23 protein-coding genes are annotated in these 19,714 nt (G+C 61.4%); all 23 read left to right on the top strand.

Going from position 1 to position 19,714, the window contains the following annotated elements; genetic code table 11:
• Nucleotides 1–39 precede the first annotated feature (39 nt).
• Nucleotides 40–273, top strand: a complete 234-nt coding sequence (locus tag P3W75_RS22085) for a hypothetical protein (protein WP_276229448.1) — start codon at nucleotides 40–42, stop codon at nucleotides 271–273.
• A complete protein-coding gene (locus P3W75_RS22080; RefSeq protein WP_276229447.1) occupies nucleotides 270–2,993 on the top strand; it encodes a toprim domain-containing protein in 2,724 nt (907 codons plus the stop codon). Before P3W75_RS22085 ends, P3W75_RS22080 begins: the two co-directional genes overlap by 4 nt.
• Before the next feature lie 46 nt (nucleotides 2,994–3,039).
• Nucleotides 3,040–3,852 carry a hypothetical protein gene (locus P3W75_RS22075; RefSeq protein ID WP_276229446.1) on the top strand — a complete coding sequence of 271 codons (813 nt, stop codon included), beginning with the start codon at nucleotides 3,040–3,042 and terminating at the stop codon, nucleotides 3,850–3,852.
• Nucleotides 3,853–3,898: 46 nt separating this feature from the next.
• Nucleotides 3,899–4,354 (top strand): DUF2528 family protein, encoded by a 456-nt coding sequence (locus P3W75_RS22070; protein WP_276229445.1) that lies wholly within the window; start codon nucleotides 3,899–3,901, stop codon nucleotides 4,352–4,354.
• The gene (locus tag P3W75_RS22065; protein ID WP_276229444.1) at nucleotides 4,351–4,713 is read left to right on the top strand and encodes a hypothetical protein; all 363 of its coding nucleotides are present in this window, start codon (nucleotides 4,351–4,353) and stop codon (nucleotides 4,711–4,713) included. Before P3W75_RS22070 ends, P3W75_RS22065 begins: the two co-directional genes overlap by 4 nt.
• Before the next feature lie 64 nt (nucleotides 4,714–4,777).
• Nucleotides 4,778–5,728, top strand: coding sequence for a hypothetical protein (locus tag P3W75_RS22060; RefSeq protein ID WP_276229443.1), 951 nt, complete (start codon nucleotides 4,778–4,780; stop codon nucleotides 5,726–5,728).
• A gap of 62 nt (nucleotides 5,729–5,790) precedes the next feature.
• Nucleotides 5,791–6,075: a hypothetical protein gene (locus tag P3W75_RS22055; protein ID WP_276229442.1), complete on the top strand. Its 285-nt coding sequence runs from the start codon at nucleotides 5,791–5,793 to the stop codon at nucleotides 6,073–6,075.
• A complete protein-coding gene (locus tag P3W75_RS22050) occupies nucleotides 6,068–6,271 on the top strand; it encodes a hypothetical protein (RefSeq protein WP_276229441.1) in 204 nt (67 codons plus the stop codon). The genes P3W75_RS22055 and P3W75_RS22050 overlap by 8 nt, the downstream gene beginning before the upstream one ends.
• Complete coding sequence (locus tag P3W75_RS22045) at nucleotides 6,261–6,551, top strand: hypothetical protein (RefSeq protein ID WP_276229440.1); 291 nt, start codon at nucleotides 6,261–6,263, stop codon at nucleotides 6,549–6,551. The genes P3W75_RS22050 and P3W75_RS22045 overlap by 11 nt, the downstream gene beginning before the upstream one ends.
• Complete coding sequence (locus tag P3W75_RS22040) at nucleotides 6,548–6,733, top strand: hypothetical protein (RefSeq protein WP_276229439.1); 186 nt, start codon at nucleotides 6,548–6,550, stop codon at nucleotides 6,731–6,733. Before P3W75_RS22045 ends, P3W75_RS22040 begins: the two co-directional genes overlap by 4 nt.
• On the top strand, nucleotides 6,733–8,541 hold the full coding sequence (locus P3W75_RS22035; RefSeq protein WP_276229438.1) for a DNA cytosine methyltransferase: 1,809 nt from the start codon (nucleotides 6,733–6,735) through the stop codon (nucleotides 8,539–8,541). The genes P3W75_RS22040 and P3W75_RS22035 overlap by 1 nt, the downstream gene beginning before the upstream one ends.
• Nucleotides 8,538–9,776: a phosphoadenosine phosphosulfate reductase family protein gene (locus tag P3W75_RS22030; RefSeq protein ID WP_276229437.1), complete on the top strand. Its 1,239-nt coding sequence runs from the start codon at nucleotides 8,538–8,540 to the stop codon at nucleotides 9,774–9,776. Before P3W75_RS22035 ends, P3W75_RS22030 begins: the two co-directional genes overlap by 4 nt.
• A complete protein-coding gene (locus P3W75_RS22025; RefSeq protein WP_276229436.1) occupies nucleotides 9,773–10,060 on the top strand; it encodes a type II toxin-antitoxin system HicA family toxin in 288 nt (95 codons plus the stop codon). The genes P3W75_RS22030 and P3W75_RS22025 overlap by 4 nt, the downstream gene beginning before the upstream one ends.
• The gene (locus P3W75_RS22020; RefSeq protein ID WP_276229435.1) at nucleotides 10,057–10,275 is read left to right on the top strand and encodes a DUF4224 domain-containing protein; all 219 of its coding nucleotides are present in this window, start codon (nucleotides 10,057–10,059) and stop codon (nucleotides 10,273–10,275) included. The genes P3W75_RS22025 and P3W75_RS22020 overlap by 4 nt, the downstream gene beginning before the upstream one ends.
• Entirely contained in the window at nucleotides 10,272–11,420 is a 1,149-nt protein-coding gene (locus P3W75_RS22015) for a site-specific integrase (protein ID WP_276229434.1), read from the top strand. Before P3W75_RS22020 ends, P3W75_RS22015 begins: the two co-directional genes overlap by 4 nt.
• 549 nt (nucleotides 11,421–11,969) lie before the next feature.
• Nucleotides 11,970–12,896 carry a glycosyltransferase family 2 protein gene (locus tag P3W75_RS22010; RefSeq protein WP_276229433.1) on the top strand — a complete coding sequence of 309 codons (927 nt, stop codon included), beginning with the start codon at nucleotides 11,970–11,972 and terminating at the stop codon, nucleotides 12,894–12,896.
• A 4-nt stretch (nucleotides 12,897–12,900) separates the two neighbouring features.
• The gene (rfbB, locus tag P3W75_RS22005) at nucleotides 12,901–13,959 is read left to right on the top strand and encodes a dTDP-glucose 4,6-dehydratase (protein ID WP_276229432.1); all 1,059 of its coding nucleotides are present in this window, start codon (nucleotides 12,901–12,903) and stop codon (nucleotides 13,957–13,959) included.
• Nucleotides 13,956–14,864 (top strand): dTDP-4-dehydrorhamnose reductase, encoded by a 909-nt coding sequence (gene rfbD, locus P3W75_RS22000; RefSeq protein ID WP_276229431.1) that lies wholly within the window; start codon nucleotides 13,956–13,958, stop codon nucleotides 14,862–14,864. Before rfbB ends, rfbD begins: the two co-directional genes overlap by 4 nt.
• Nucleotides 14,861–15,742: a glucose-1-phosphate thymidylyltransferase RfbA gene (gene rfbA, locus P3W75_RS21995; RefSeq protein ID WP_276229430.1), complete on the top strand. Its 882-nt coding sequence runs from the start codon at nucleotides 14,861–14,863 to the stop codon at nucleotides 15,740–15,742. The genes rfbD and rfbA overlap by 4 nt, the downstream gene beginning before the upstream one ends.
• Complete coding sequence (gene rfbC / locus P3W75_RS21990; protein ID WP_276229429.1) at nucleotides 15,742–16,287, top strand: dTDP-4-dehydrorhamnose 3,5-epimerase; 546 nt, start codon at nucleotides 15,742–15,744, stop codon at nucleotides 16,285–16,287. The genes rfbA and rfbC overlap by 1 nt, the downstream gene beginning before the upstream one ends.
• Nucleotides 16,287–17,105 carry an ABC transporter permease gene (locus tag P3W75_RS21985; RefSeq protein WP_276229428.1) on the top strand — a complete coding sequence of 273 codons (819 nt, stop codon included), beginning with the start codon at nucleotides 16,287–16,289 and terminating at the stop codon, nucleotides 17,103–17,105. Before rfbC ends, P3W75_RS21985 begins: the two co-directional genes overlap by 1 nt.
• Complete coding sequence (locus tag P3W75_RS21980; RefSeq protein ID WP_276229427.1) at nucleotides 17,095–18,435, top strand: ABC transporter ATP-binding protein; 1,341 nt, start codon at nucleotides 17,095–17,097, stop codon at nucleotides 18,433–18,435. Before P3W75_RS21985 ends, P3W75_RS21980 begins: the two co-directional genes overlap by 11 nt.
• Nucleotides 18,398–19,675, top strand: coding sequence for a sulfotransferase (locus tag P3W75_RS21975; protein WP_276229426.1), 1,278 nt, complete (start codon nucleotides 18,398–18,400; stop codon nucleotides 19,673–19,675). Before P3W75_RS21980 ends, P3W75_RS21975 begins: the two co-directional genes overlap by 38 nt.
• Nucleotides 19,676–19,714 lie beyond the last annotated feature (39 nt).

Genomic DNA, 19,714 nt, shown 5'->3' with positions numbered 1-19,714 from the left:
GGTTTGGGCAAGTTACGCCCTGAATTCGAGGTATCCGCCATGAGCGGTCAGATTTCCATCAGCGTCGAGGTCGACGAAGACCAGGCAGCCAGCTACCTGGCCTGGCTGTTCAGCCAGTACGAAACCGCCATGGCGGGCTTCTGGTTCGACGACCGCTACCGCTACACCCCACAGGGCTTCCGGGCCAAGCGCATCGTCGCCGACCACCCGCACATGGTCGGCCTGGTCCGCACCATGCGCGCGCTGCGGCTCCAGCTGGGAGCCAAGGCATGAAGGACATGGATGTCGAACTGCGCGCCGAGGTGCTGGGCAAACTGCAGCTGCAGTTCGGCCTGAAGCCGGTCACCGGCACCAAGTTCCTGCGCAAGGGCGAATGCCCGTCGTGCGGTAAGAAGGAGCTGTACAGCCTGGCGGACAATCCCTGGTTTATCCGCTGCGGCCGGGAGAGCAAGTGCGGCGAGAGCTGGCATATCAAGGAGCTCTACCCCGAGCTGTTCGACGACTGGAGCAAGCGCGCGCCGGCTACCGACAAGGAGCCGACAGCCTCGGCCAAGGCCTATCTGACGCACGCCCGCGGCTTCGACTTGGCCATGATCGAGGGGTGGTACACCCAGGAACACTACTGGGACCGTGAACTGGGGATCGGCAGCGCCACGGTGCGCTTCGCCCTGGACAAGGGCGGCTACTGGGAGCGGCTGATCGACCAGCCCCACCGCTTCGGCAAGAAGAAGGCCCGCTTCAAGCCGGGGGAGAGTCCGCGCGGCGTCTGGTGGTGCCCGCCCTGCGTAGACCTGCTCGAGGTCACCGAGCTGTGGATCGTCGAGGGCATCTTCGACGCGGTGGCGCTGCTGCACCACGGCCTGGCCGCCGTATCGGCCATGAGCTCCAACGCCTTCCCCGAGCAATCGCTGCGCGAGCTGGCAGCCCAGCGCGGCGGAAAGCTGCCGAAACTCATCTGGGCCCTGGACAACGAGCCAGGCGCCCACGCCTACACCCGCCGCTGGGTGAAGCAGGCACGCGACCTGGGCTACGTGTGCGAGGCCGCGCAGATCACCCAGCGCGGCAACCGCAAGACCGACTGGAACGACCTGCACCAGCGGTGGCAGTTCATCGACGACAAGGTCGCCCGTCATGACCAGGTTGAGAAGGACATCAAGGCAGCCCGCCACGAGGGTGCGCTGCTGATCGCCGAGAGCGCGGCCGAGAAGGCGCTGCTGATGTACGACTGGCACAAGCGCGGCGAATTCCACTTCCGTTTCGGCAACCGCCTGTACTGGTTCAAGCTGGATATCGAGAAGTTCAACAAGGCCATGCAGAGCCTCGAGGACAGCGACCACCACGACGACCAGCTGCTCAACCAGAAGGAAATGCGCGACAAGGCTCTGCAGCAGTCCGGCGGCGTGGTGGAAATCGCCAACTGCTTTCCCCAGGCCCTGTACTTCCAACGCAACGAGGTCACCGACGAGAGCTGGTACTACTTCCGCGTCGACCGCCCCGACGACGAGAGCGTGAAGAACACCTTCACCAGCGCCCAGGTGGCGGCCGCCAGCGAGTTCAAGAAGCGCCTGCTGGGCGTGGCCGCCGGCGCCATCTACACCGGCAGCGGCGCGCAGCTCGACCAGATCATGAAGTTGCAGCTGACCGGCCTGAAAACCGTAGCCACCATCGACTTCCTGGGCTACAGCAAGGAGCACGGCTGTTACGTCCTGGGCGACGTGGCGGTGCGCGGCGGCGTGCTGGAGAAGGCCAACGCCGAGGACTACTTCGAGTTCCAGAAGCTGCGCATGAAGACCCTGCAGCGCTCCATCAAGCTGCAGATCGCTTTCGACGAGAAGGACTACCGCGCCGAGTGGCTCGACTGGCTGTGGACCTGCTTCGGCGCCAAGGGCCTGGTCGCGCTGGCCTTCTGGTTCGGCTCGCTGTTCGCCGAGCAGATTCGCTCCGAGTTCCAGTCCTTCCCCTTCCTCGAGGCCACCGGTGAGGCCGGCGCCGGCAAGTCCACGCTGATCACCTTCCTCTGGAAGCTGCTCGGCCGCGCGGACGAGGAAGGCCAGGACCCGTCGAAGATGACCAAGGCCGGCTTGCGCCGCTGGCTCACCCAGCTGTCGAACATGCCCATGGTCATGCTCGAGGCCGACCGCAGCGACAACAGCCGCTCCGGCGGCGCGGCCAAGTCGTTCGACTGGGACGAGTTCAAGCCCCTGTTCAACGGCCGTGCGCTGGGCGTGACGGGCCAGAAAACCAGTGGCAACGAGACCTACGAGCCACCCTTCCGCGGCACCCTGGTGATGAGCCAGAACGCCACCGTGCAGGCCTCCGAAGCGATCATGACCCGCATCGTGAAGCTGCACTTCGTGCGCCCGGAAATCACCCGCGAAAGCCAGGCCGCAGCCGACAACCTCAACCATCTGGGCGTGCTCGACGTCAGCCACTTCCTGCTGATGGCGATCCGTGCGGAGAACCGCGTACTGGACTCCTTCCGCGAGCGCCTGAAGGTCCACACCGCCAGCTTGCGCAAGCTGAAGCAGATCCGCATCGAGCGCCTGATCCTCAACCACGCCATGTTGATGGCCCTGGTCGACGCCCTGCGCCTGGTCGTGCCGCTCAACGACCAGCAGCACGCCGCCGCCCAGCAGGCCCTGATGACCATGGCCCTCGAGCGCCAGGCCGCTGTGAACGCCGACGCGCCGGAGGTGGCGGAATTCTGGGAGGTCTACGAGTACCTCGAGAACACCCAGGACGGCCCGGTGCTGAACCACAGCAAGAAGCCGGAAACCATCGCCATCAACCTCAACGAGTTCGTGAAGCTGGCCACCGACCACCGCCAGAAGGTGGCCGACGCCTCGACCCTGCGCGACTTGTTGAAGGAATCCCGCCGCCACAAATACCTGGACTACAAGGCCGTCGACAGCGCCGTGCGCGCCGCCGAGGCCTGCCGCAACAGCATGTTTTCCAAGCCCAGCACGGTGAAGTGCTGGATTTTCGAAGCCTGACCGGCGCAGCAAAGCCGGCCATCACCACCCCGAAAGGAGACACACCATGCAGAACCAAACCCCGAAGTGGATCGAGCACTTCATCACCGCCTTCGGCCCCAAGGGCCTGGTCGCCCTGGCCTGGTGGGCCGGTGCCTTCCATGCCGAGCGCATCCGTTCGCTGCAGCAGGCCTACCCCATCCTGCACCTGACCGCTGAAGCCAGTGCGGGCCGTAGCACGCTGTTGAACAACCTGGGGAAACTGGCCGGAGCCCCCTACATGACCAGTTTCGACGTCGGCCTCATGTCGCCGAGCGCTCTGAATAGGCACTTCGCTACCGCGGGGAATCAGCCGACGGTCCTGGAGGCTTTCGACGCCAAGGGCGCGGCACAGTTCGATCAATTCCCGGTGTGCTACGAAGGGGGCCATATCTACCACCACGGGCGCGGTTACGAGCCTGTGAAGTTCCGTGGCGCGCTTGCACTGGTGGGCGGCGCCGACGCCGTCAGCGATTCGCGGCAGCTACGTTCTCGCGTAGTCCACATCCACCTCACCAAGCCAGAGTTCACCGAGGCAGGCAGGGCCGCTGCCAGTGCACTCGACAGCCTTTCTGCCACCGAGGCAGACAACTTCCTTATTCCGGTGCTTGCTGCCCGCGACCTGGTCATGTTCCGCCTCGGCCAGACCCAGGCCTACATCGACAGCCTTCGCGAAGACATGGGCGAGGCCCTCGGCCTGCGCGAAGCCCGCAATCACGCCCAGATTCGCTGCCTGCTCGACGTGCTCCACGACATCGGCCTGCTACCTGACAGCAGCGTCATGGCAGCCCATGCCGAAGTCTGCGAAATGGCCTGGAACTACGTGGCCACCCCGTTCTGATTCCCACCCCGGTGCAGCAACACCGGGGCCCCCAAGGAGACACACCATGCAAGCACAGAGCGACCAATCCACTCCTATGGCTATGCCTTCGAACATCAAGCGATTCATCGTCAGGGATGCCTGGAAGGACTACGAGGTAACCCTGGAGGTGAACCTCGACATCCTCACGGTCGAGCGGGCCACCATGATCAATACGTTCTGGACCGAGCACGCGGATCGCCTGGCCGAACACGACGGTGACGTGGTGAAGACCGTTATCCAGCTGTTCGGCCAGAACGCCATTTGCACCTTCCTGCAGGATGGCGGTGCCAGCTTCAGCTTGATCCCCGACTGGGTATGCAACAGTCAGTCGCGTGATCTGCGGAGTCAGGAAGGCTGGGGGGGCGAGGGGCCAGAAGACGAAGACAACGGTGTTTTCGGATGGTGCGGCATTCGCGCTATTCGCGCCGGCGTCGATATGCCGTCCTTCGACGACATGGAACTGAAGGAGCTGCCGGTATGAGCAACCTGGCCACCCTCAACCTGCAGCTCGCGTTCTCCGCCTGGGCCCAACCCCGCGGCTACGACCTGACCGCAAGCGACGACGGCAGCAGCTACCTGTCGCTGGAGACCCGCAGCGCCTGGCTCGGGTTCGAAGCCGCCCACGGCCCCGATGGCGTGCGGCTGCCGGGGCAGCAGCTCTACGCCCGCATCCGGAAGACCAGCAAATACGCCCACCAGACCGACAAGCTCTTCGCAGTACGGGTCGGAAAGCCGCCCTACGACAACTTCGTCGTCCACGGCGGCCCGGGTGGGGTGTACGCGCTGCGCGACGTGCACTTCTACGTGCTGGTCGACGGCAAGCCCATGAAGCTCACCTGAGACGCCACTGGCCCTGGAGAGCAGCAACTCACCAGGGCCAGCCCACCCCGAAGGGAGACACACCATGCACCACCTGCAACCGCTCCACCGCCGCCTACTGCTGGCAATGGTCGCCACGCTGACCGGCGTGACGGCCACCTCGGTGGCCCTGGCCATCGACGCGCTGATCGAGCAGCCGCTGCTGGCCGCCCTGTTCGCCTCGGCGGCGGTCGTGCTGGACCTGTTCAAATACATCGCCTGGCCGCTGGCCCTCGGTCTACTGGCCGCGCGCCGAACCCTGTGCGCGCTGCTGATGATGGCGTGCGCCATGGCGCTGGGCGGCGTGTCCGGCTGGGCGAGCTACGACCGCCTGATGTCCTCGATCGTCACGAGCCGCGCCGAGCACCAGGCCCGCGAAGAACAACGCCGGGTCGACCTGGTGGAGCAACGCAACGCCGACGCCGCCCGCATCCAGCAGCTCGACGCCGACGCCGGCGCCATTCACCAGGAAGCCAACGCCTTGCGCGACCGGGGCATGGTCAGCCGCGCCCTGGAGCTGGAAACCGCCGGCATCGCGCGCATCGACGCTGAACGCGACCGCGCCCAGGTACGCCGAGACCTCGCCTCGCAGGAACTCACCGCCCTGATCGCCCAGCCGGCCAAGGCCGCCGGCCTTCCCCTGCAACTGGCCACCCTACTGTGCGTCGGCTTCGCCGCGGCGCTGGAAGTGGTGCCCGCCCTGATTCTCGCCGCACTACGCCCAGCGCCAGTCGAGGAACGCGGGCCGGTAGCGGTAACCGAGCACCAGAAACAGCCGCAGGAACACCACCAGGAACAGGCGGAAACAGCCATCGCTCAGGACTTGCTTCCACTGCTGCAGCAGCTCATCGCCAGAACGGAGAGCGGCGCCAAGGTGGCGGTGCGGCAGGTGGCGAAGGAACTGCGGATCGGCAGCAACAAGGCCACCAAGCTGATGCAGCAGGCCGCCGAGATAGGCGCCCTGCACAAGACTGCCGGCGGATACGTCGCGGCATAAAAGAGAAGGCCCCGGTGAGCAGCAACTCACCAGGGCCAAACCACCCCGAAAGGAGACACACCATGCAAGCACATCAACCCCAAGGCGGCGACGCGAAGGCTAGCACACCTGCCTACAAGGTCGGCGACCGGGTCAGCTTTCCTGTGATTCGCCGAGCTGGTCGCGGGCTTCGCATCAGCATCCGCGAAGCCTGCATCGCGGAACTGGGCGAACTCACCGCCACCATCAAATACGGCAATGGCCGCACCGACGTCATCCGCCTGGATGACCTCACGCCTGCCGGGCAATCCAATGCCCTGACTCGCGCGCTCTTTGGCGACCAGGTGCAGGAGAAGGCCAATGGTTGACCGCATCCGCCCCCCGATGGCAGGCAAGCGCCTGGACACGCCCAGCACCTGCGACATCTGCGGCAAGGCCCGCTCGACCCGCAAGCATCAGCGCTGCAGCCGCATCCGCCAGCAGCAGAAGGCCATCGAATGGGCCAGCTACATGGAAAACGTCGCCGCCAAGAAAGAGCAGGGAGCCCGTCGCTATGCGCACTGAAATTATTACGTTCAAACACGCCGTTGGGCTGATGCAGGATCTGGAACTCCAGGATCAAGCATTTACCCAGTTGCCCGAACTGCTCAGCTATACCGGCCTTCTTGATCGTCTCCGCGCGGTTGCAGGTGCAAGTTCCACCTCGATCGTTTTCCTTTTCGGCGCCGATGCACCACAGCTGCAGCAGCTCAAGCGCATCCGTCGAAATCATGGCGCGGCCATGGGGGACATGACCGTTTATGCGGTGACTTCGCTGTCCGAGCTCTCGGAGGTGAGGACATGAAGGTGCTGAGCATCCGCCTTCAGGCGAAGAACACCGAACGGGCCGAGTACATGGCCACCCGCACCGCCGATAAGGAGGGCCGTAAGGCCCATCGGCCGGCGTTTCCCTTCTGCGACTGCAACCAGGGCCGGCTTCCCTGCACCTGCACCTGCACCTGCAGTCGCTCGGGAGGTGCACTGTGATGATCAAGCGCACCCTGTACCACTTCCATTTCTGCTGCGGCCTGGGCGGTGGCGCCAAGGGCTTCAACCGGGCGCGCCCGCGCGTGGGCAACGTCGAGGCCCAGTGGGAATGCCTGGGCGGCATCGATGTCGACCCTGCCGGCCTGGCTGACTTCTCCCGCCTGGCCGGGGTGCCTGGCACGCTGCTGGACCTGTTCACCCGCGACCAGTACATCCGTTTCCATGGCAAGGAGCCGCCGCCCGGTTGGCGCGAGGCAACCCCCGACGATGTTCGGCGCGCCGCCCAGGGCAAGCGACCGGATGCCGTGTTCATCAGCTCCCCCTGCAAAGGCGCGAGCGGCTTGCTGTCCGAGAAGATGAGCCTCACCCCGAAGTACCAGGCCTTGAACGAGCTGACGCTGCGCTGCATCTGGCTGATGGGCGAGGCCTGGGCAGATGACCCGGTGCCGCTGATCGTGTTCGAGAATGTCCCGCGCCTGGCCACCCGTGGCCGGCACCTGCTGGACCAGATCAACAGCCTGCTCGGCAGCTTCGGCTACGCAGTGGCTGAGACCACCCATGACTGCGGCGAGCTGGGCGGCCTGGCGCAGAGCCGGAAGCGCTTTCTGCTGGTCGCCCGCCACGTCGAGAAGGTGCCGCCGTTCCTGTACGAGCCAGAGAAGAAGAGCCTGCGCGCGGTCGGCGACATCCTCGGTCGCATGCCTCTGCCCGGCGACATCGACGCCGGCGGCCCGATGCACCGTGTGCCTTCCCTGCAGTGGAAGACCTGGGTACGTCTGGCCCTGGTGCGCGCTGGCAGCGATTGGCGCAGCCTGAACGACCTCGCCGTCGAGGATGGGCACCTGCGCAACCTGATCATCGTGCCGGAGTACCACCATGGAGTTCTGGGCGTGAACCGTTGGGAAGACTCGAGCGGCGTCGTCGCCGGAGCGAGCCGCCCCGTGAACGGCCGCTTCTCGGTTGCCGATCCTCGAGCACAACCTTCTGCGAGCTGGAACCACGGCCAGAACTACGGCGTGGTTGGGTGGGAAGGCGCCACCGGCACCATCAGCGGCCAGCAGTGGCCCAATCAGGGCAGGTTCGCTGTGGCAGACCCACGCCCCAGCGGCGTGCGCCACAACAACGTGTTTCGCGTTGTCAGCATGGACAGCCACTGCGGCGTCATCACTGGCGGCGGCTCCCCAACTGCTGGCGGCCAGGCCGTTGCCGACCCGCGTTACCACAACTGGCATCCCGGAGCGAGCAGCCGGAAACTGAATGTCGTGCCATGGTCGGGCTCGACCGGGACGGTCACCGGCTCCCAGCAGGTGGCCAGCGGAGCGCTGTCAATCGCTGACCCGCGGGTGCTCGGTCGCTCCAAGGGCGACGCCTACCTCACAGGCGGGCACTACGGCGTAGTCGGGTTCGACCAGTCCGCCGGTGCAGTATCCGCCAGCGCGCGGCACGACAATGGCCGGTGGAGCGTCGCCGACCCGCGCATGCCGGCGGCGAACGACCGGCTCACCTGCATCATCCAGTCGCTGGACGGCACCTGGCACCGGCCCTTCACCACCCTGGAGCTGGCCGCGCTGCAGAGCCTGGTGGACCCCGAGGAACAGCTGATCCTCGACGGGCTGAGCGACAGCGACTGGCGTGAGCGTATCGGCAACGCCGTACCGCCTCACGCGGCCGAGGCAATCGGCCATGTGATGGGTACCACCCTGCTGCTCGCCGGCATGGGTGAAACCTTCATGCTGAGCAGCATGCCGATATGGGTGCGCCCGGTGGCGGTTGCGCTGAGCGTGGCTCAGCCGGAGGTGCAGCCATGAGTTCCCTTCGCCAGGGCGACATTTTCGCTGCAGGCGCTCAGCGCCTGCAGATGACCGAGAGCATCGAGCTGACGATCCAGTCCCTGCAGGCCTACGGTGCCGATCATGAGCATTGGGCCATTGCCTGGTCGGGCGGCAAGGACTCCAGCGCCACCCTGACGCTACTCATCTGGCTGATCGACACTGGCCGGGTCAAGGCACCGAAGACGCTGACCGTGTTCTACGCGGACACCCGCCAGGAACTGCCACCCCTGGCCATCGCGGCCCACCAGATCATGGACGAGCTGCAGGACCGCGGCATCCACGTCGAGGTGGTGTGCGCCCCGCTCGACAAGCGCTTCATGGTCTACATCCTGGGCCGCGGCGTGCCCCCGCCGAACAACAATACGCTGCGCTGGTGCACCCGCCAGATCAAAATCGACCCGATGCAGGCCGCCCTCGAGCAGCGCCTGGCCGCGCTCGAGGGCAACGTGCTGATGATCACCGGCGTGCGCCAGGGCGAGAGCGCCATCCGCGACAAGCGCATCGAGATGTCCTGCGGCAAAGACGGCGCCGAGTGTGGCCAGGGCTGGTACCAGAAGGTCCTGCCTGAGGCGAAGGGCCTGAAGGGCAGGCTCGCCACCCTCGCCCCGCTCCTGCACTGGCGCGTCTGCCATGTCTGGGAATGGCTGAAGCACTGGGCACCGCTCGCCGAGTTCGGCGACTGGTCCACCGCGATGATCGCCGATGCCTACGGCGGCGAGGAGGCAGAGGAGATAAACGCTCGAACCGGTTGCACCGGCTGCCCGCTGGCCAGTAAGGAAAAAGCTCTGGAGACGGTCCTGGCCATGCCGCACTGGGCGTACCTGGCGCCGCTGCGGGGTCTGAAAGATCTGTGGCGGGAACTCCGCGAACCGCAGCACCGCCTGCGCAAAGCCGGCATCGAGCGGCTGAAGGACGGCAGCATAGCCGCCAATCCGCAGCGCATGGGCCCGATCCTGCTGGATTCGCGCCTGATGGCCCTGGAGCGGGTCCTGGCCATCCAGGCCGAGTGCAACACCGCGGCCGACCGCCTCGGGCGCCCTCGCATCGACCTGATCAACGCCGAGGAAGAGGCCCGCATCCGCGAGCTGATCGCTGCCGGTACCTGGCCAGACGGTTGGGATGGCGACGAACCGATCGCAACCACACCGCTCGACAAGGTGTATGCCGATGGCGCGGTGCAGCCTCTACTGTTTCTGGAGACCCAGCCATGACCACGCATGTGCTCTGTTCGCCGCGGCGTACCGGAAAGAGGCTGCAGGCGCTGTTCCTCTATGCGGCCCAGTTCGGCTGGACGATCAGCCGGACAAACGGCGGGCACCTGCGGCTGTCGAAGCCGGGGCGCCCCCTCATCCACACCAGCAGCACGCCGAGCGACTGGCGTGCTGTGCGCAACGCCCTGGCCATGTTGGCCAGGGCAGACCGTCACGTCGTCATCGAGGACCAGAAGCACCCCGAGGTTCTTCTAGTCCACCTCACGGGATGGGCAACGGTATGATCAGTCAACCGCCGCCAGGCACCGTCCTGACCTTCGAAGACCTGCAGCGGCTGACCGGCTACACGCGCCGGTCAGGCGTGGAGAAAGCCCTGCGCAAGCAAGGCATCCGCTGGTTCTGGGGCCGGCACGGCCCCTGGACCACCATCGACCTGGTCAACCAGGCCGGCGGCGTATCGCCGGCCAGCCCCGAGAAGTACGACAGCGAGATCATATGAGGCGGTCCCGTAAACGGAAGCACAATCCGAACATCCCCCCACACATAGATCAGGCCGCCCTTCCGGCGGCCGTTTTCTTTGATCACCGCGGTAATGGCGTCTGGTACACGTCGAACCGCGACGAGGCCGGGCGGCAGCGCCGCCAGAACATCGCCACCAGCACTGCCACCCTCTCCGAACTGCACCGAATCATGGAAGAGCGCGAAGGCTTCGACCGTGAAAGCCTCAACTACCTGTGCCAGCAGTATCACGACAGCATCAAGTTCAAGAAGCTGAGCCCGAAGTCGCAGAAGGACTACTGCTACTCGCGCGACGTGCTGCTCAGCATGCCCACCAAGCTGAAGAAGCCCCTGGGCGAACTGGCGGTTCGGAAGTTCTCCCCCGCCCTGGTGCAACGGATCGTCGACAGCATCGCCGACCAGGGCACCCCGTCGAAGGCGGCCCACGCCCTCCGCTACCTCCGCCTTGTGTTGCAGTGGGGCCGCAACCGCGGGTACCTGGAAAGCAACCCCGCGCTGGGCATTGAAGCCCCCATCGAGCGGAAGCTGCGACGGCTGCCGTCCCCGGCGGTGATGCAGCGCCTCATCGACCGAGCCCGCGAACTGGGCCAACTCACGCGCGGCCAGGCCGGCGCCGTCCCTCGCCACCTCAGCTACGTGATGGAAATCGCCTATCTCTGCCGACTGCGCGGCATCGAGGTCGTCACCCTGACCGACGCCAACGAGACGCCGTCCGGAGTACTGACCAATCGTCGGAAGGGAAGCCGCGACAACATCGTGCGCTGGACGCCGCGCCTACGCGCTGCCTGGGAAGCCGCCAAGAGGCGCCGTAGTGAGATTTGGCATGCGCGGGGAACAGCCATACCGATCCACCCCGAGCAGCGCTTCATCATCACCGCCGAGCACGGCGGCGCGCTGGGCAAGTCGGGCCTGGACACGGCCTGGCAACGGTTCATCACCAGGTCGATCGAGGCCGGCGTCATCCTCCCCGAACAGCGCTTCGGCCTGCACGACCTCAAGCGCCGCGGCATCACCGACACCCCCGGCACGCGCGCCGACAAGCAGGAAGCCAGCGGCCACCGCGACGAGTCCATGCTCGACATCTACGACCTCAGCGTACCGACGGTAGACCCCTCCGCAATCTGATCCCCCGCCACCCTGCGTAACAGCGCGGTCGGGCTCCCCATGGAGCCTGGCCGCCAGCGCATGCCTTACGTAACAAGGGATCGGCTAAGTGCTTGTCCAGCACCTAGAAAGCAGCTTCCTTGTAATCAGTAGGTCCCGGGTTCGACTCCTGGTGCCGGCACCATCTCCTTCCAATACGACTTAGGCTCACCCTCGGGTGGGCCTAAGTCGTATCAGGGCCAAGAAAAATCTGATCGTAAGTGTTAAGAAACTTTTTGCCTTGAGCGAAATCGAAAATCGCTTTATAGGTTTCTTCATGCACGACAAATGATGCGCCCCTATCCAGTTCCTCGGGGGCCTCTGGATTTCCTTAGCAGGATTGCGGGTTTACTCCCTAGGGACCTTGCATATAATGGCCGACTTCTCTTCAGGACCGTTTCCTGAGTACTGCGACAGGCTCGCAATCGCTCTAGGAGAACGGTTTCACAGTTTCAATCGGATGGATCCGACGGAGGCAATGCGTTGATGCCCTCTCCCTCCGCGCCCACCCATGGAGGGCTGAGTGCCGAGATGTCGAGCGAACAGGTCGCCATACTCCTGTCGACCTACAATGGCGCGACCTATCTACCTGAGCAGCTCGATTCGCTGGTCGCCCAGACGCACACCGCCTGGACTGTCTACGCCTCGGACGACGGCTCCAGCGACCAGACACTGGACGTTCTCCGCCAATTCCAGGAGCGCCTCGGCCCAGAACGCCTGGTGATTCTGAAGGGACCGCAACGGGGTTTCGCCGCGAATTTTCTGAGTCTGCTGGCCCGGGCGGAGGTACAGGCTCGCTATTTCGCCTTCTGCGATCAGGACGACCTGTGGATGCCCGACCGTCTGGAACGCGGTCTGCGCTGGATGCGGCAACACCCCCAGGACAAACCCGCGCTCTTCTGCTCCCGGACCCAACTGGTCGACGCCCACGGACACCCTCTGGGTATGTCTCCCGAGTTCAGACGCCTGCCCTGTTTCGAGAACGCTCTGGTCCAGAGCATCGCTGGGGGCAATACGATGCTGATCAATGCCCATGCGCGCGATTTGCTTCGCCAGACACGCCTCTCGGATCACATCGTTTCCCATGACTGGTGGGCGTATATCGTCGTCAGCGGCTGTGGTGGCTCGGTCGGCTACGACCCCGTACCAACCATCGGCTATCGCCAGCATGGCAATAACATCATCGGCTCCAACAACTCCTTCCGCGACCGACTGGTTCGTCTGCGCAAGCTGCTGCACGGGACATTCCGCTGCTGGACCGACTACAACCTCCAGGCACTTTCGCCGTTCCGCGCGCGTCTGACTTCCGAAAACCGCAGCCGCCTCGAACTGTTCGAGCAAGGCCGTAGGGCGCCCCTCTGGAAACGCCTGAAACTCATCCACGATTCCGGTGTTCACCGGCAGACTCTGCTCGGCAACCTGGGCCTGACGGCCGCCGCCATTCTCCAAAGGATCTGACTCAATGACCATCCTCGTAACCGGCAGCGCCGGCTTCATCGGCGCCAACTTCGTCCTCGACTGGCTGGCCGCGCACGATGAAAAAGTCATCAGCCTCGACAAGCTGACGTACGCCGGCAATCGCCAGAACCTCGCAAGCCTTGAAGGCGATGAGCGCCATCTGTTCGTCCATGGAGACATCGGCGACGGGGAACTGGTCTCACGTCTCCTCGCCGAGCACAAGCCCCGCGCCGTGCTGAACTTCGCTGCCGAATCTCACGTGGATCGCTCCATCCACGGCCCGGAAGACTTCATCCAGACCAACATTGTCGGCACCTTCCGCCTTCTGGAAGAGGTACGCGGCTACTGGAACAAACTTGAAGATGCCGATAAGGCTGTCTTCCGCTTCCTCCACGTATCCACCGACGAAGTCTACGGTTCGCTCGGCACCAACGATCCGGCATTCCGGGAAGACAACAAGTACGAGCCGAACAGCCCGTATTCCGCCTCCAAGGCCGCTTCCGACCACCTGGTCCGTGCCTACCATCACACCTACGGGCTACCGGTACTGACGACCAACTGCTCGAACAACTACGGCCCCTATCATTTCCCGGAAAAACTGATCCCACTGGTCATCCACAACGCATTGGCCGGCAAGGCCTTGCCCATCTATGGCGACGGGCAGCAGATCCGCGACTGGCTGTATGTGAAGGATCATTGCGCGGCCATCCGTCGGGTGCTGGAAGCCGGCGAAACCGGCGAGACCTATAACGTCGGTGGTTGGAACGAGAAAGCCAATATCGACGTGGTCCATACTCTTTGCGACATCCTCGACGAAGAACAGCCACGTCCTGATGGACGGAGCTATCGCGAGCAGATCACCTTCGTCAAAGATCGACCCGGTCACGACCGTCGCTACGCCATCGACGCCAGCCGCCTGGAGCGCGAGCTGGGTTGGAAGCCGGCCGAGACTTTCGAAACCGGCATTCGCAAAACAGTGCGTTGGTACCTGGAAAATCAAGCCTGGGTCAGTAACGTCACCAGTGGCGCATATCGCGAGTGGGTGGGTAAGCAGTACGCATGAAAAAGATTCTTCTACTGGGCGCCAATGGCCAGGTCGGCTGGGAACTGCAGCGTTCCCTGGCGCCATTGGCAGAATTGGTGATCTGCGAGCGTGGACGCGCCGACCTCAGCGACCTGGAGAGCCTGGCCCGCCTGGTCGCCGAAGAGCGCCCGGACGTCATCGTCAACGCCGGCGCCTATACCGCGGTGGATAAAGCCGAAACCGACATCGACGGTGCTCGTCGGGTAAACGCCGAAGCGGTCGCCACCCTGGCCACCGCGGCACGCCAGCTCGACGCCTGGCTAGTGCATTACTCCACCGACTACGTCTTCGATGGCAGTGGCGATACTCCGTTCGAGGAAGATGCCAACACCGGCCCCCTCGGTGCCTATGGGCAGACCAAGCTGGAAGGCGAACAGGCCATTCGCGAGAGTGGTTGCCGCCACCTGATCTTCCGAACCAGCTGGGTCTATGCAAGCCGTGGCGCCAATTTTGCCAAAACCATGCTGCGCCTGGCCCGGGAGCGGGACGAACTCAGAGTGATCGCCGACCAGTTCGGCGCGCCCACCAGCGCAGAGCTGATCGCCGACGTCACGGCACTGGTCCTGTATCGCCTGGCCCGAGATAGCGAGCTGAGCAAACGCGCGTCCGGTACCTACCACCTGGTTGCCGGCGGTGAAACCAACTGGCACGGCTATGCTCAATTCGTCATCTCCGAGGCTATCCGCCTGGGCACCGTACTGCGCACCACACCGGAAAAGGTAGCGCCCATAGCCACCAGCGAGTACCCGTTACCGGCAAAACGGCCGGCCAATTCGCGCCTGGCAAACAGCAAACTGCAACGGACCTTCGGAGTGACGCTTCCCGCCTGGGAGCATCACGTTCAACGCATGATCAGAGAACTGGTAGATCTAGGAGCAGTATGAAACGCAAAGGAATCATTCTGGCTGGCGGCTCCGGTACCCGCCTGCACCCGGCGACACTGGCCATCTCCAAGCAACTTCTGCCCGTCTACGACAAACCGATGATCTACTACCCGCTGAGCACCCTGATGCTGGCCGGTATCCGAGACATCCTCGTCATTTCCACGCCGCAAGATACGCCCCGCTTCGAACAGTTGCTGGGCGATGGAAGCCGCTGGGGCATCAACCTGCAGTACGCCGTGCAGTCCTCTCCGGATGGCCTCGCCCAGGCCTTCCTGATCGGTGAAGACTTCATTGGCAATGACCTATGCGCACTGGTCCTTGGCGACAACATCTACCACGGCCATGACTTCCAGGAATTGCTGGTCAGCGCGATGCAGCGCACCTCTGGCGCCAGCGTTTTCGCTTATCACGTTCATGACCCGGAGCGTTACGGGGTGGTCGAGTTCGATGCCAACGGCACAGCTATCAGCCTGGAAGAAAAGCCAGACAGACCGAAGTCGAACTATGCCGTGACGGGACTCTATTTCTACGATAACCAGGTTGTCGAGATCGCCAAGAGCATCCGGCCATCGGCCCGTGGCGAGTTGGAAATTACCGATGTGAACAAGGCCTATCTCGAAGCCGGAGCACTCTCCGTGGAGATTATGGGCCGGGGGTACGCCTGGCTGGATACCGGCACCCATGATTCGTTACTGGAAGCCAGTAGCTTCATCGCCACCCTCGAGAATCGCCAGGGCCTCAAGGTTGCCTGTCCCGAGGAAATCGCCTTCCGTCAGAAATGGATCAGCCCTGGGCAACTCGAGGCCCTCGCAGCACCTCTATCCAAGAATGGCTATGGCCAATACCTGAAACGCCTGCTGGTCGAGACCGTCTACTGATGAAAGCCACCCGCCTTGCAATTCCTGATGTCGTCCTGTTCGAACCCAAGGTCTTCGGCGATGACCGTGGTTTTTTCTTCGAGAGCTTCAATCATCGGCAGTTCGAGGAAAGCATCGACCGATCCGTCTCATTCGTGCAGGACAACCATTCGAAATCGGTAAAAGGAGTTCTACGCGGGCTCCACTATCAGATCCAGAACCCGCAAGGGAAACTGGTTCGCGTCGTACAAGGTGAAGTCTTCGATGTAGCCGTAGACATTCGCCGGAGCTCACCGACGTTCGGTAAGTGGGTAGGTGAATACCTGAGCGCGGAGAACAAGAGGCAACTCTGGGTGCCAGAAGGCTTCGCCCACGGATTTCTCGTGCTGAGCGACAGCGCAGAATTCCTCTACAAGACCACCGACTACTACGCGCCTGCCCACGAGCGCTGCATTGCATGGAACGATAAGACCCTGGGCATTGCATGGCCGTCCCGCGAAACACCGACCCTGTCTGGAAAAGATGCCCTCGGTCTTCCCTTGGAGCAGGCCGAGGTCTTTCGCTGATGCAAGAGTTCTCGGTGTCCCCAAAAGCGATGGCCAGTAGCCTCTGGCGAAATCGCAGCCTAATACGAACCCTCGTACAGCGCGAAGTGGTCGGCCGTTATCGTGGTTCGCTTCTGGGGATTCTGTGGTCCTTCTTCAACCCACTCTTCATGCTCTCGGTTTATACGTTCGTTTTCAGCTACGTATTCAAGGCTCGCTGGAATGTGAGTAGCGACTCGAAGAGCGAGTTCGCCTTGGTACTATTCTGCGGCCTGCTGGTTTTCAACATCTTCGCCGAATGCGTGAACAGGGCACCAACCCTTGTTCTAGCCAATGTCAACTATGTCAAGAAAGTTGTTTTCCCATTGGAGATTCTGCCGTGGGTCTCCATTGGGGCATCACTCTTCCATGCCCTCATCAGCCTTATCGTTTGGGTAGCGGTGTATACCGTGCTATTCGGAATGCCCCATCTCACCATTATCCTTTTACCGCTGGTCATCGCTCCGCTGGTATTGATGGTGATAGGCATATCCTGGGTGCTGGCCTCGCTCGGAGTTTACCTCCGGGATGTCGCCCAATTCGTCGGCATCATCACCACGACCCTCATGTTTGTCTCGCCAATATTCTATCCAGCAACCGCCCTCCCAGAAGAATACCGGCAGTTTCTCTACATGAATCCGCTTACATTGATAATTGAGCAGACTCGCGAAGTACTCTTTTGGGCAAAAATCCCGGACTTCACCAGCCTGGCTATTTACACTCTGATTTCTGCGATATTTGCCTGGCTCGGATTTGCCTGGTTCCAGAAAACAAGAAAGGGTTTTGCCGATGTTCTCTGAGCCCGCCATTCGAGTAGAGAATCTCAGTAAGTGCTACCACATTTACGAAAAGCCTCGTGATCGATTGTTGCAGATGGTAATGCGCGGCCGAAAGCAATATTTCCGCGAATTCTGGGCCGTACGAGGCGTATCGCTCGAAGTAAAGAAAGGCGAAACTGTTGGCATAGTTGGCCGCAATGGAAGCGGAAAGTCCACATTACTACAAATGATCTGCGGCACACTCAACCAAACGGGTGGAGTGATCAAAACCAACGGGCGAATTGCTGCGCTGCTCGAACTCGGATCCGGCTTCAACCCGGAATTCACCGGGCGCGAAAACATCTTTCTCAACGCGACTATCCTTGGCCTCACGGAAGCAGAAACAACTGCTCGCCTAGACGAGATCATTGATTTCTCAGAGATCGGTGAATTTATCGACCAGCCGATCAAGACGTACTCCAGTGGCATGGTCGTACGCTTGGCGTTCGCGGTGGCGGTAAGCGTACAACCCGAGATACTGATTGTTGATGAGGCTCTCTCGGTTGGCGATGAGCTATTTCAGCGCAAATGCTTCGCAAAGATAGAGCAGATTAAGGAAAGAGGCGCGACAATACTATTCGTCTCCCACTCCGGCTCTACCATCATAGAACTCTGCGATCGTGCAGTACTCATAGACAGCGGCGAGCTGCTTTATGATGGCCCGCCGAAATTGGTCATTGGACAATACCAACGGCTACTCTACGCACCGCAGGAGCGGCTAACAGAGCTTCGCGATCAGCTGAAGCTGAAGGCTCGTGATAGCCAGGCACCTTCTACTCCCTTATCCGGTCAGCCTCCTCCAGTGCAACTCGAAGTGGAGTCCTGCGGGGAGACTTTCGACCCAAACCTGAAGCCCAGCAGCACACTGGAATACGAGTCCAACGGAGCGAAAATTCACTCTCCGAAAATCCTATGCCGTCAGGGAGCTCCAGTTAACAACCTGAAACGAGGCAGATCCTACCGATACTGCTACCGGGTAAATTTCGAAGAAAGCGCAACAAACGTTCGATTCGGTATGCTTATAAAGACAACTTCAGGTGTGGAGCTAGGAGGCGGTACCTCCTCCCCTCAAAGCTCGAGCATTCCGTATGTCCCGGCAAACTCTACAATAGACGTGGAGTTTGAGTTCACATGCTCCCTTAATCCTGGGGTCTATTTTTTGAACGCTGGAGTCGTTGGAGGTACAAATGGCGGAGAGTTTTACCTTCATCGACTGCTGGATGTCGCCATGTTCCGTGTCATGCCAGAGACAGAGTTACTCTCTACCGGAGTAGTTGACTTTTCTTGCCAATCAAGAATTGAGAAATATTGATATAGAGAAGCATACTGTGGAAAAAGAAAATCACAAGAAGAAGCTGATTGTCGTACTAGGCATGCACCGCAGCGGTACTAGCGCACTCACGCGGGGGCTTCAAGCCCTGGATGTTGAACTCGGAGAGTCCTTGTTTGGCGCAATACCCGAGAACAACGCCAAAGGCTTCTGGGAAGATATCGAGATAAACACGCTGAACAATGATATTCTAATTTTTCTAGGCCATAACTGGCACAGTACGAGCTCTATATCAGAGCCGGACTTTTATAATGAGAGCTTAGCACCATTTAAAGCGCGCGCTATTGAACTGCTATGCACAAAAATGGAAAGCGCTAATACTTTCGGTATAAAGGACCCACGTATAGCTCGTCTACTACCGTTCTGGAAGCCAATCTTTGAGAAACTAGACATTGATGTCAGCTACGTAATTGCATTGCGGAACCCCCTAAGCGTCGCAAGCTCGCTTCATAAGCGGGACGGCTTTGAGCTAGAGAAAAGTAGTTATCTCTGGTTGGGCCATATGGTACCCAGCCTTCTGGACTCAGAAGGAAGACCAAGGATTGTGGTTGATTACGACCGGCTGATGGCGCACCCCAAAGATCAACTCCGCCGGATTGCCAGCGCATTGAACCTGCCTTTCAGCGAAGAATCCTCGGCCACGAAAGAGTACTGCTGTGACTTTCTGGCTGATGAATTGCGCCATGCGACGTTTCACTACAACGATTTGAAAACCGTATCTGGCATACCGAGAGACCTAGTCAGCGCTTATAATTTTCTGGAAAAATTTTCGGCTGATGAACTACCAGTCAACACCCCGGAAGTACGTGACGAATTCTTGAAAATCAATCAGCGCATGATAGAGCTACAACCAGCTTTTACGTGCCTGGACAAGTATAGCAATACAATATCAGCCCTAAATCAGATCACAAGTGAACGCGACACTCAAATAACTTCCCTAACGCAACAACTGGAAGAGAAGCAGCACCAATTTATAACTGTTAATCAGCAACTTCAGGAAGAGCGCCAGCAGGTCATTTCCTTGAGCCAGAAACTTGAAGAAATGCAATATAAAATATCCTCTCTAGATCGACATCTCCAAGAAAAACAATTTCAGCTCGACACCCAAAGTCGGAAACTCCAAGAAAAGCAGGATCAAGTCGATGCCATGCTTTCCTCTTCCAGCTGGAAATTCACTGCGCCGTTCCGCGAAGCGGCGAAAATAATACGCCAGGCGAAGTAATAACCCGTACTTGGCTTGAAACTACAGATCCATTTCTCT

The sequence above is a fragment of the Pseudomonas citronellolis genome (genome assembly GCF_029335315.1).
GTDB lineage: Bacteria > Pseudomonadota > Gammaproteobacteria > Pseudomonadales > Pseudomonadaceae > Pseudomonas > Pseudomonas citronellolis_A.
This window is presented reverse-complemented; position numbering and strand designations above follow the sequence as displayed.

Coding starts and splice junctions, on each gene's coding strand:
- P3W75_RS22070 (WP_276229445.1), top strand. CDS start 3,899: ATGCAAGCACAGAGCGACCAATCCACTCCTATGGCTATGCCTTCGAAC.
- P3W75_RS22020 (WP_276229435.1), top strand. CDS start 10,057: ATGATCAGTCAACCGCCGCCAGGCACCGTCCTGACCTTCGAAGACCTG.
- P3W75_RS21980 (WP_276229427.1), top strand. CDS start 17,095: ATGTTCTCTGAGCCCGCCATTCGAGTAGAGAATCTCAGTAAGTGCTAC.
- P3W75_RS22040 (WP_276229439.1), top strand. CDS start 6,548: ATGAAGGTGCTGAGCATCCGCCTTCAGGCGAAGAACACCGAACGGGCC.
- P3W75_RS22010 (WP_276229433.1), top strand. CDS start 11,970: ATGTCGAGCGAACAGGTCGCCATACTCCTGTCGACCTACAATGGCGCG.
- P3W75_RS22030 (WP_276229437.1), top strand. CDS start 8,538: ATGAGTTCCCTTCGCCAGGGCGACATTTTCGCTGCAGGCGCTCAGCGC.
- P3W75_RS22085 (WP_276229448.1), top strand. CDS start 40: ATGAGCGGTCAGATTTCCATCAGCGTCGAGGTCGACGAAGACCAGGCA.
- P3W75_RS22065 (WP_276229444.1), top strand. CDS start 4,351: ATGAGCAACCTGGCCACCCTCAACCTGCAGCTCGCGTTCTCCGCCTGG.
- P3W75_RS22045 (WP_276229440.1), top strand. CDS start 6,261: ATGCGCACTGAAATTATTACGTTCAAACACGCCGTTGGGCTGATGCAG.
- P3W75_RS22025 (WP_276229436.1), top strand. CDS start 9,773: ATGACCACGCATGTGCTCTGTTCGCCGCGGCGTACCGGAAAGAGGCTG.
- P3W75_RS22080 (WP_276229447.1), top strand. CDS start 270: ATGAAGGACATGGATGTCGAACTGCGCGCCGAGGTGCTGGGCAAACTG.
- rfbD (WP_276229431.1), top strand. CDS start 13,956: ATGAAAAAGATTCTTCTACTGGGCGCCAATGGCCAGGTCGGCTGGGAA.
- P3W75_RS22060 (WP_276229443.1), top strand. CDS start 4,778: ATGCACCACCTGCAACCGCTCCACCGCCGCCTACTGCTGGCAATGGTC.
- P3W75_RS22055 (WP_276229442.1), top strand. CDS start 5,791: ATGCAAGCACATCAACCCCAAGGCGGCGACGCGAAGGCTAGCACACCT.
- rfbB (WP_276229432.1), top strand. CDS start 12,901: ATGACCATCCTCGTAACCGGCAGCGCCGGCTTCATCGGCGCCAACTTC.
- P3W75_RS22035 (WP_276229438.1), top strand. CDS start 6,733: ATGATCAAGCGCACCCTGTACCACTTCCATTTCTGCTGCGGCCTGGGC.
- rfbA (WP_276229430.1), top strand. CDS start 14,861: ATGAAACGCAAAGGAATCATTCTGGCTGGCGGCTCCGGTACCCGCCTG.
- P3W75_RS22015 (WP_276229434.1), top strand. CDS start 10,272: ATGAGGCGGTCCCGTAAACGGAAGCACAATCCGAACATCCCCCCACAC.
- P3W75_RS22050 (WP_276229441.1), top strand. CDS start 6,068: ATGGTTGACCGCATCCGCCCCCCGATGGCAGGCAAGCGCCTGGACACG.
- rfbC (WP_276229429.1), top strand. CDS start 15,742: ATGAAAGCCACCCGCCTTGCAATTCCTGATGTCGTCCTGTTCGAACCC.
- P3W75_RS22075 (WP_276229446.1), top strand. CDS start 3,040: ATGCAGAACCAAACCCCGAAGTGGATCGAGCACTTCATCACCGCCTTC.
- P3W75_RS21985 (WP_276229428.1), top strand. CDS start 16,287: ATGCAAGAGTTCTCGGTGTCCCCAAAAGCGATGGCCAGTAGCCTCTGG.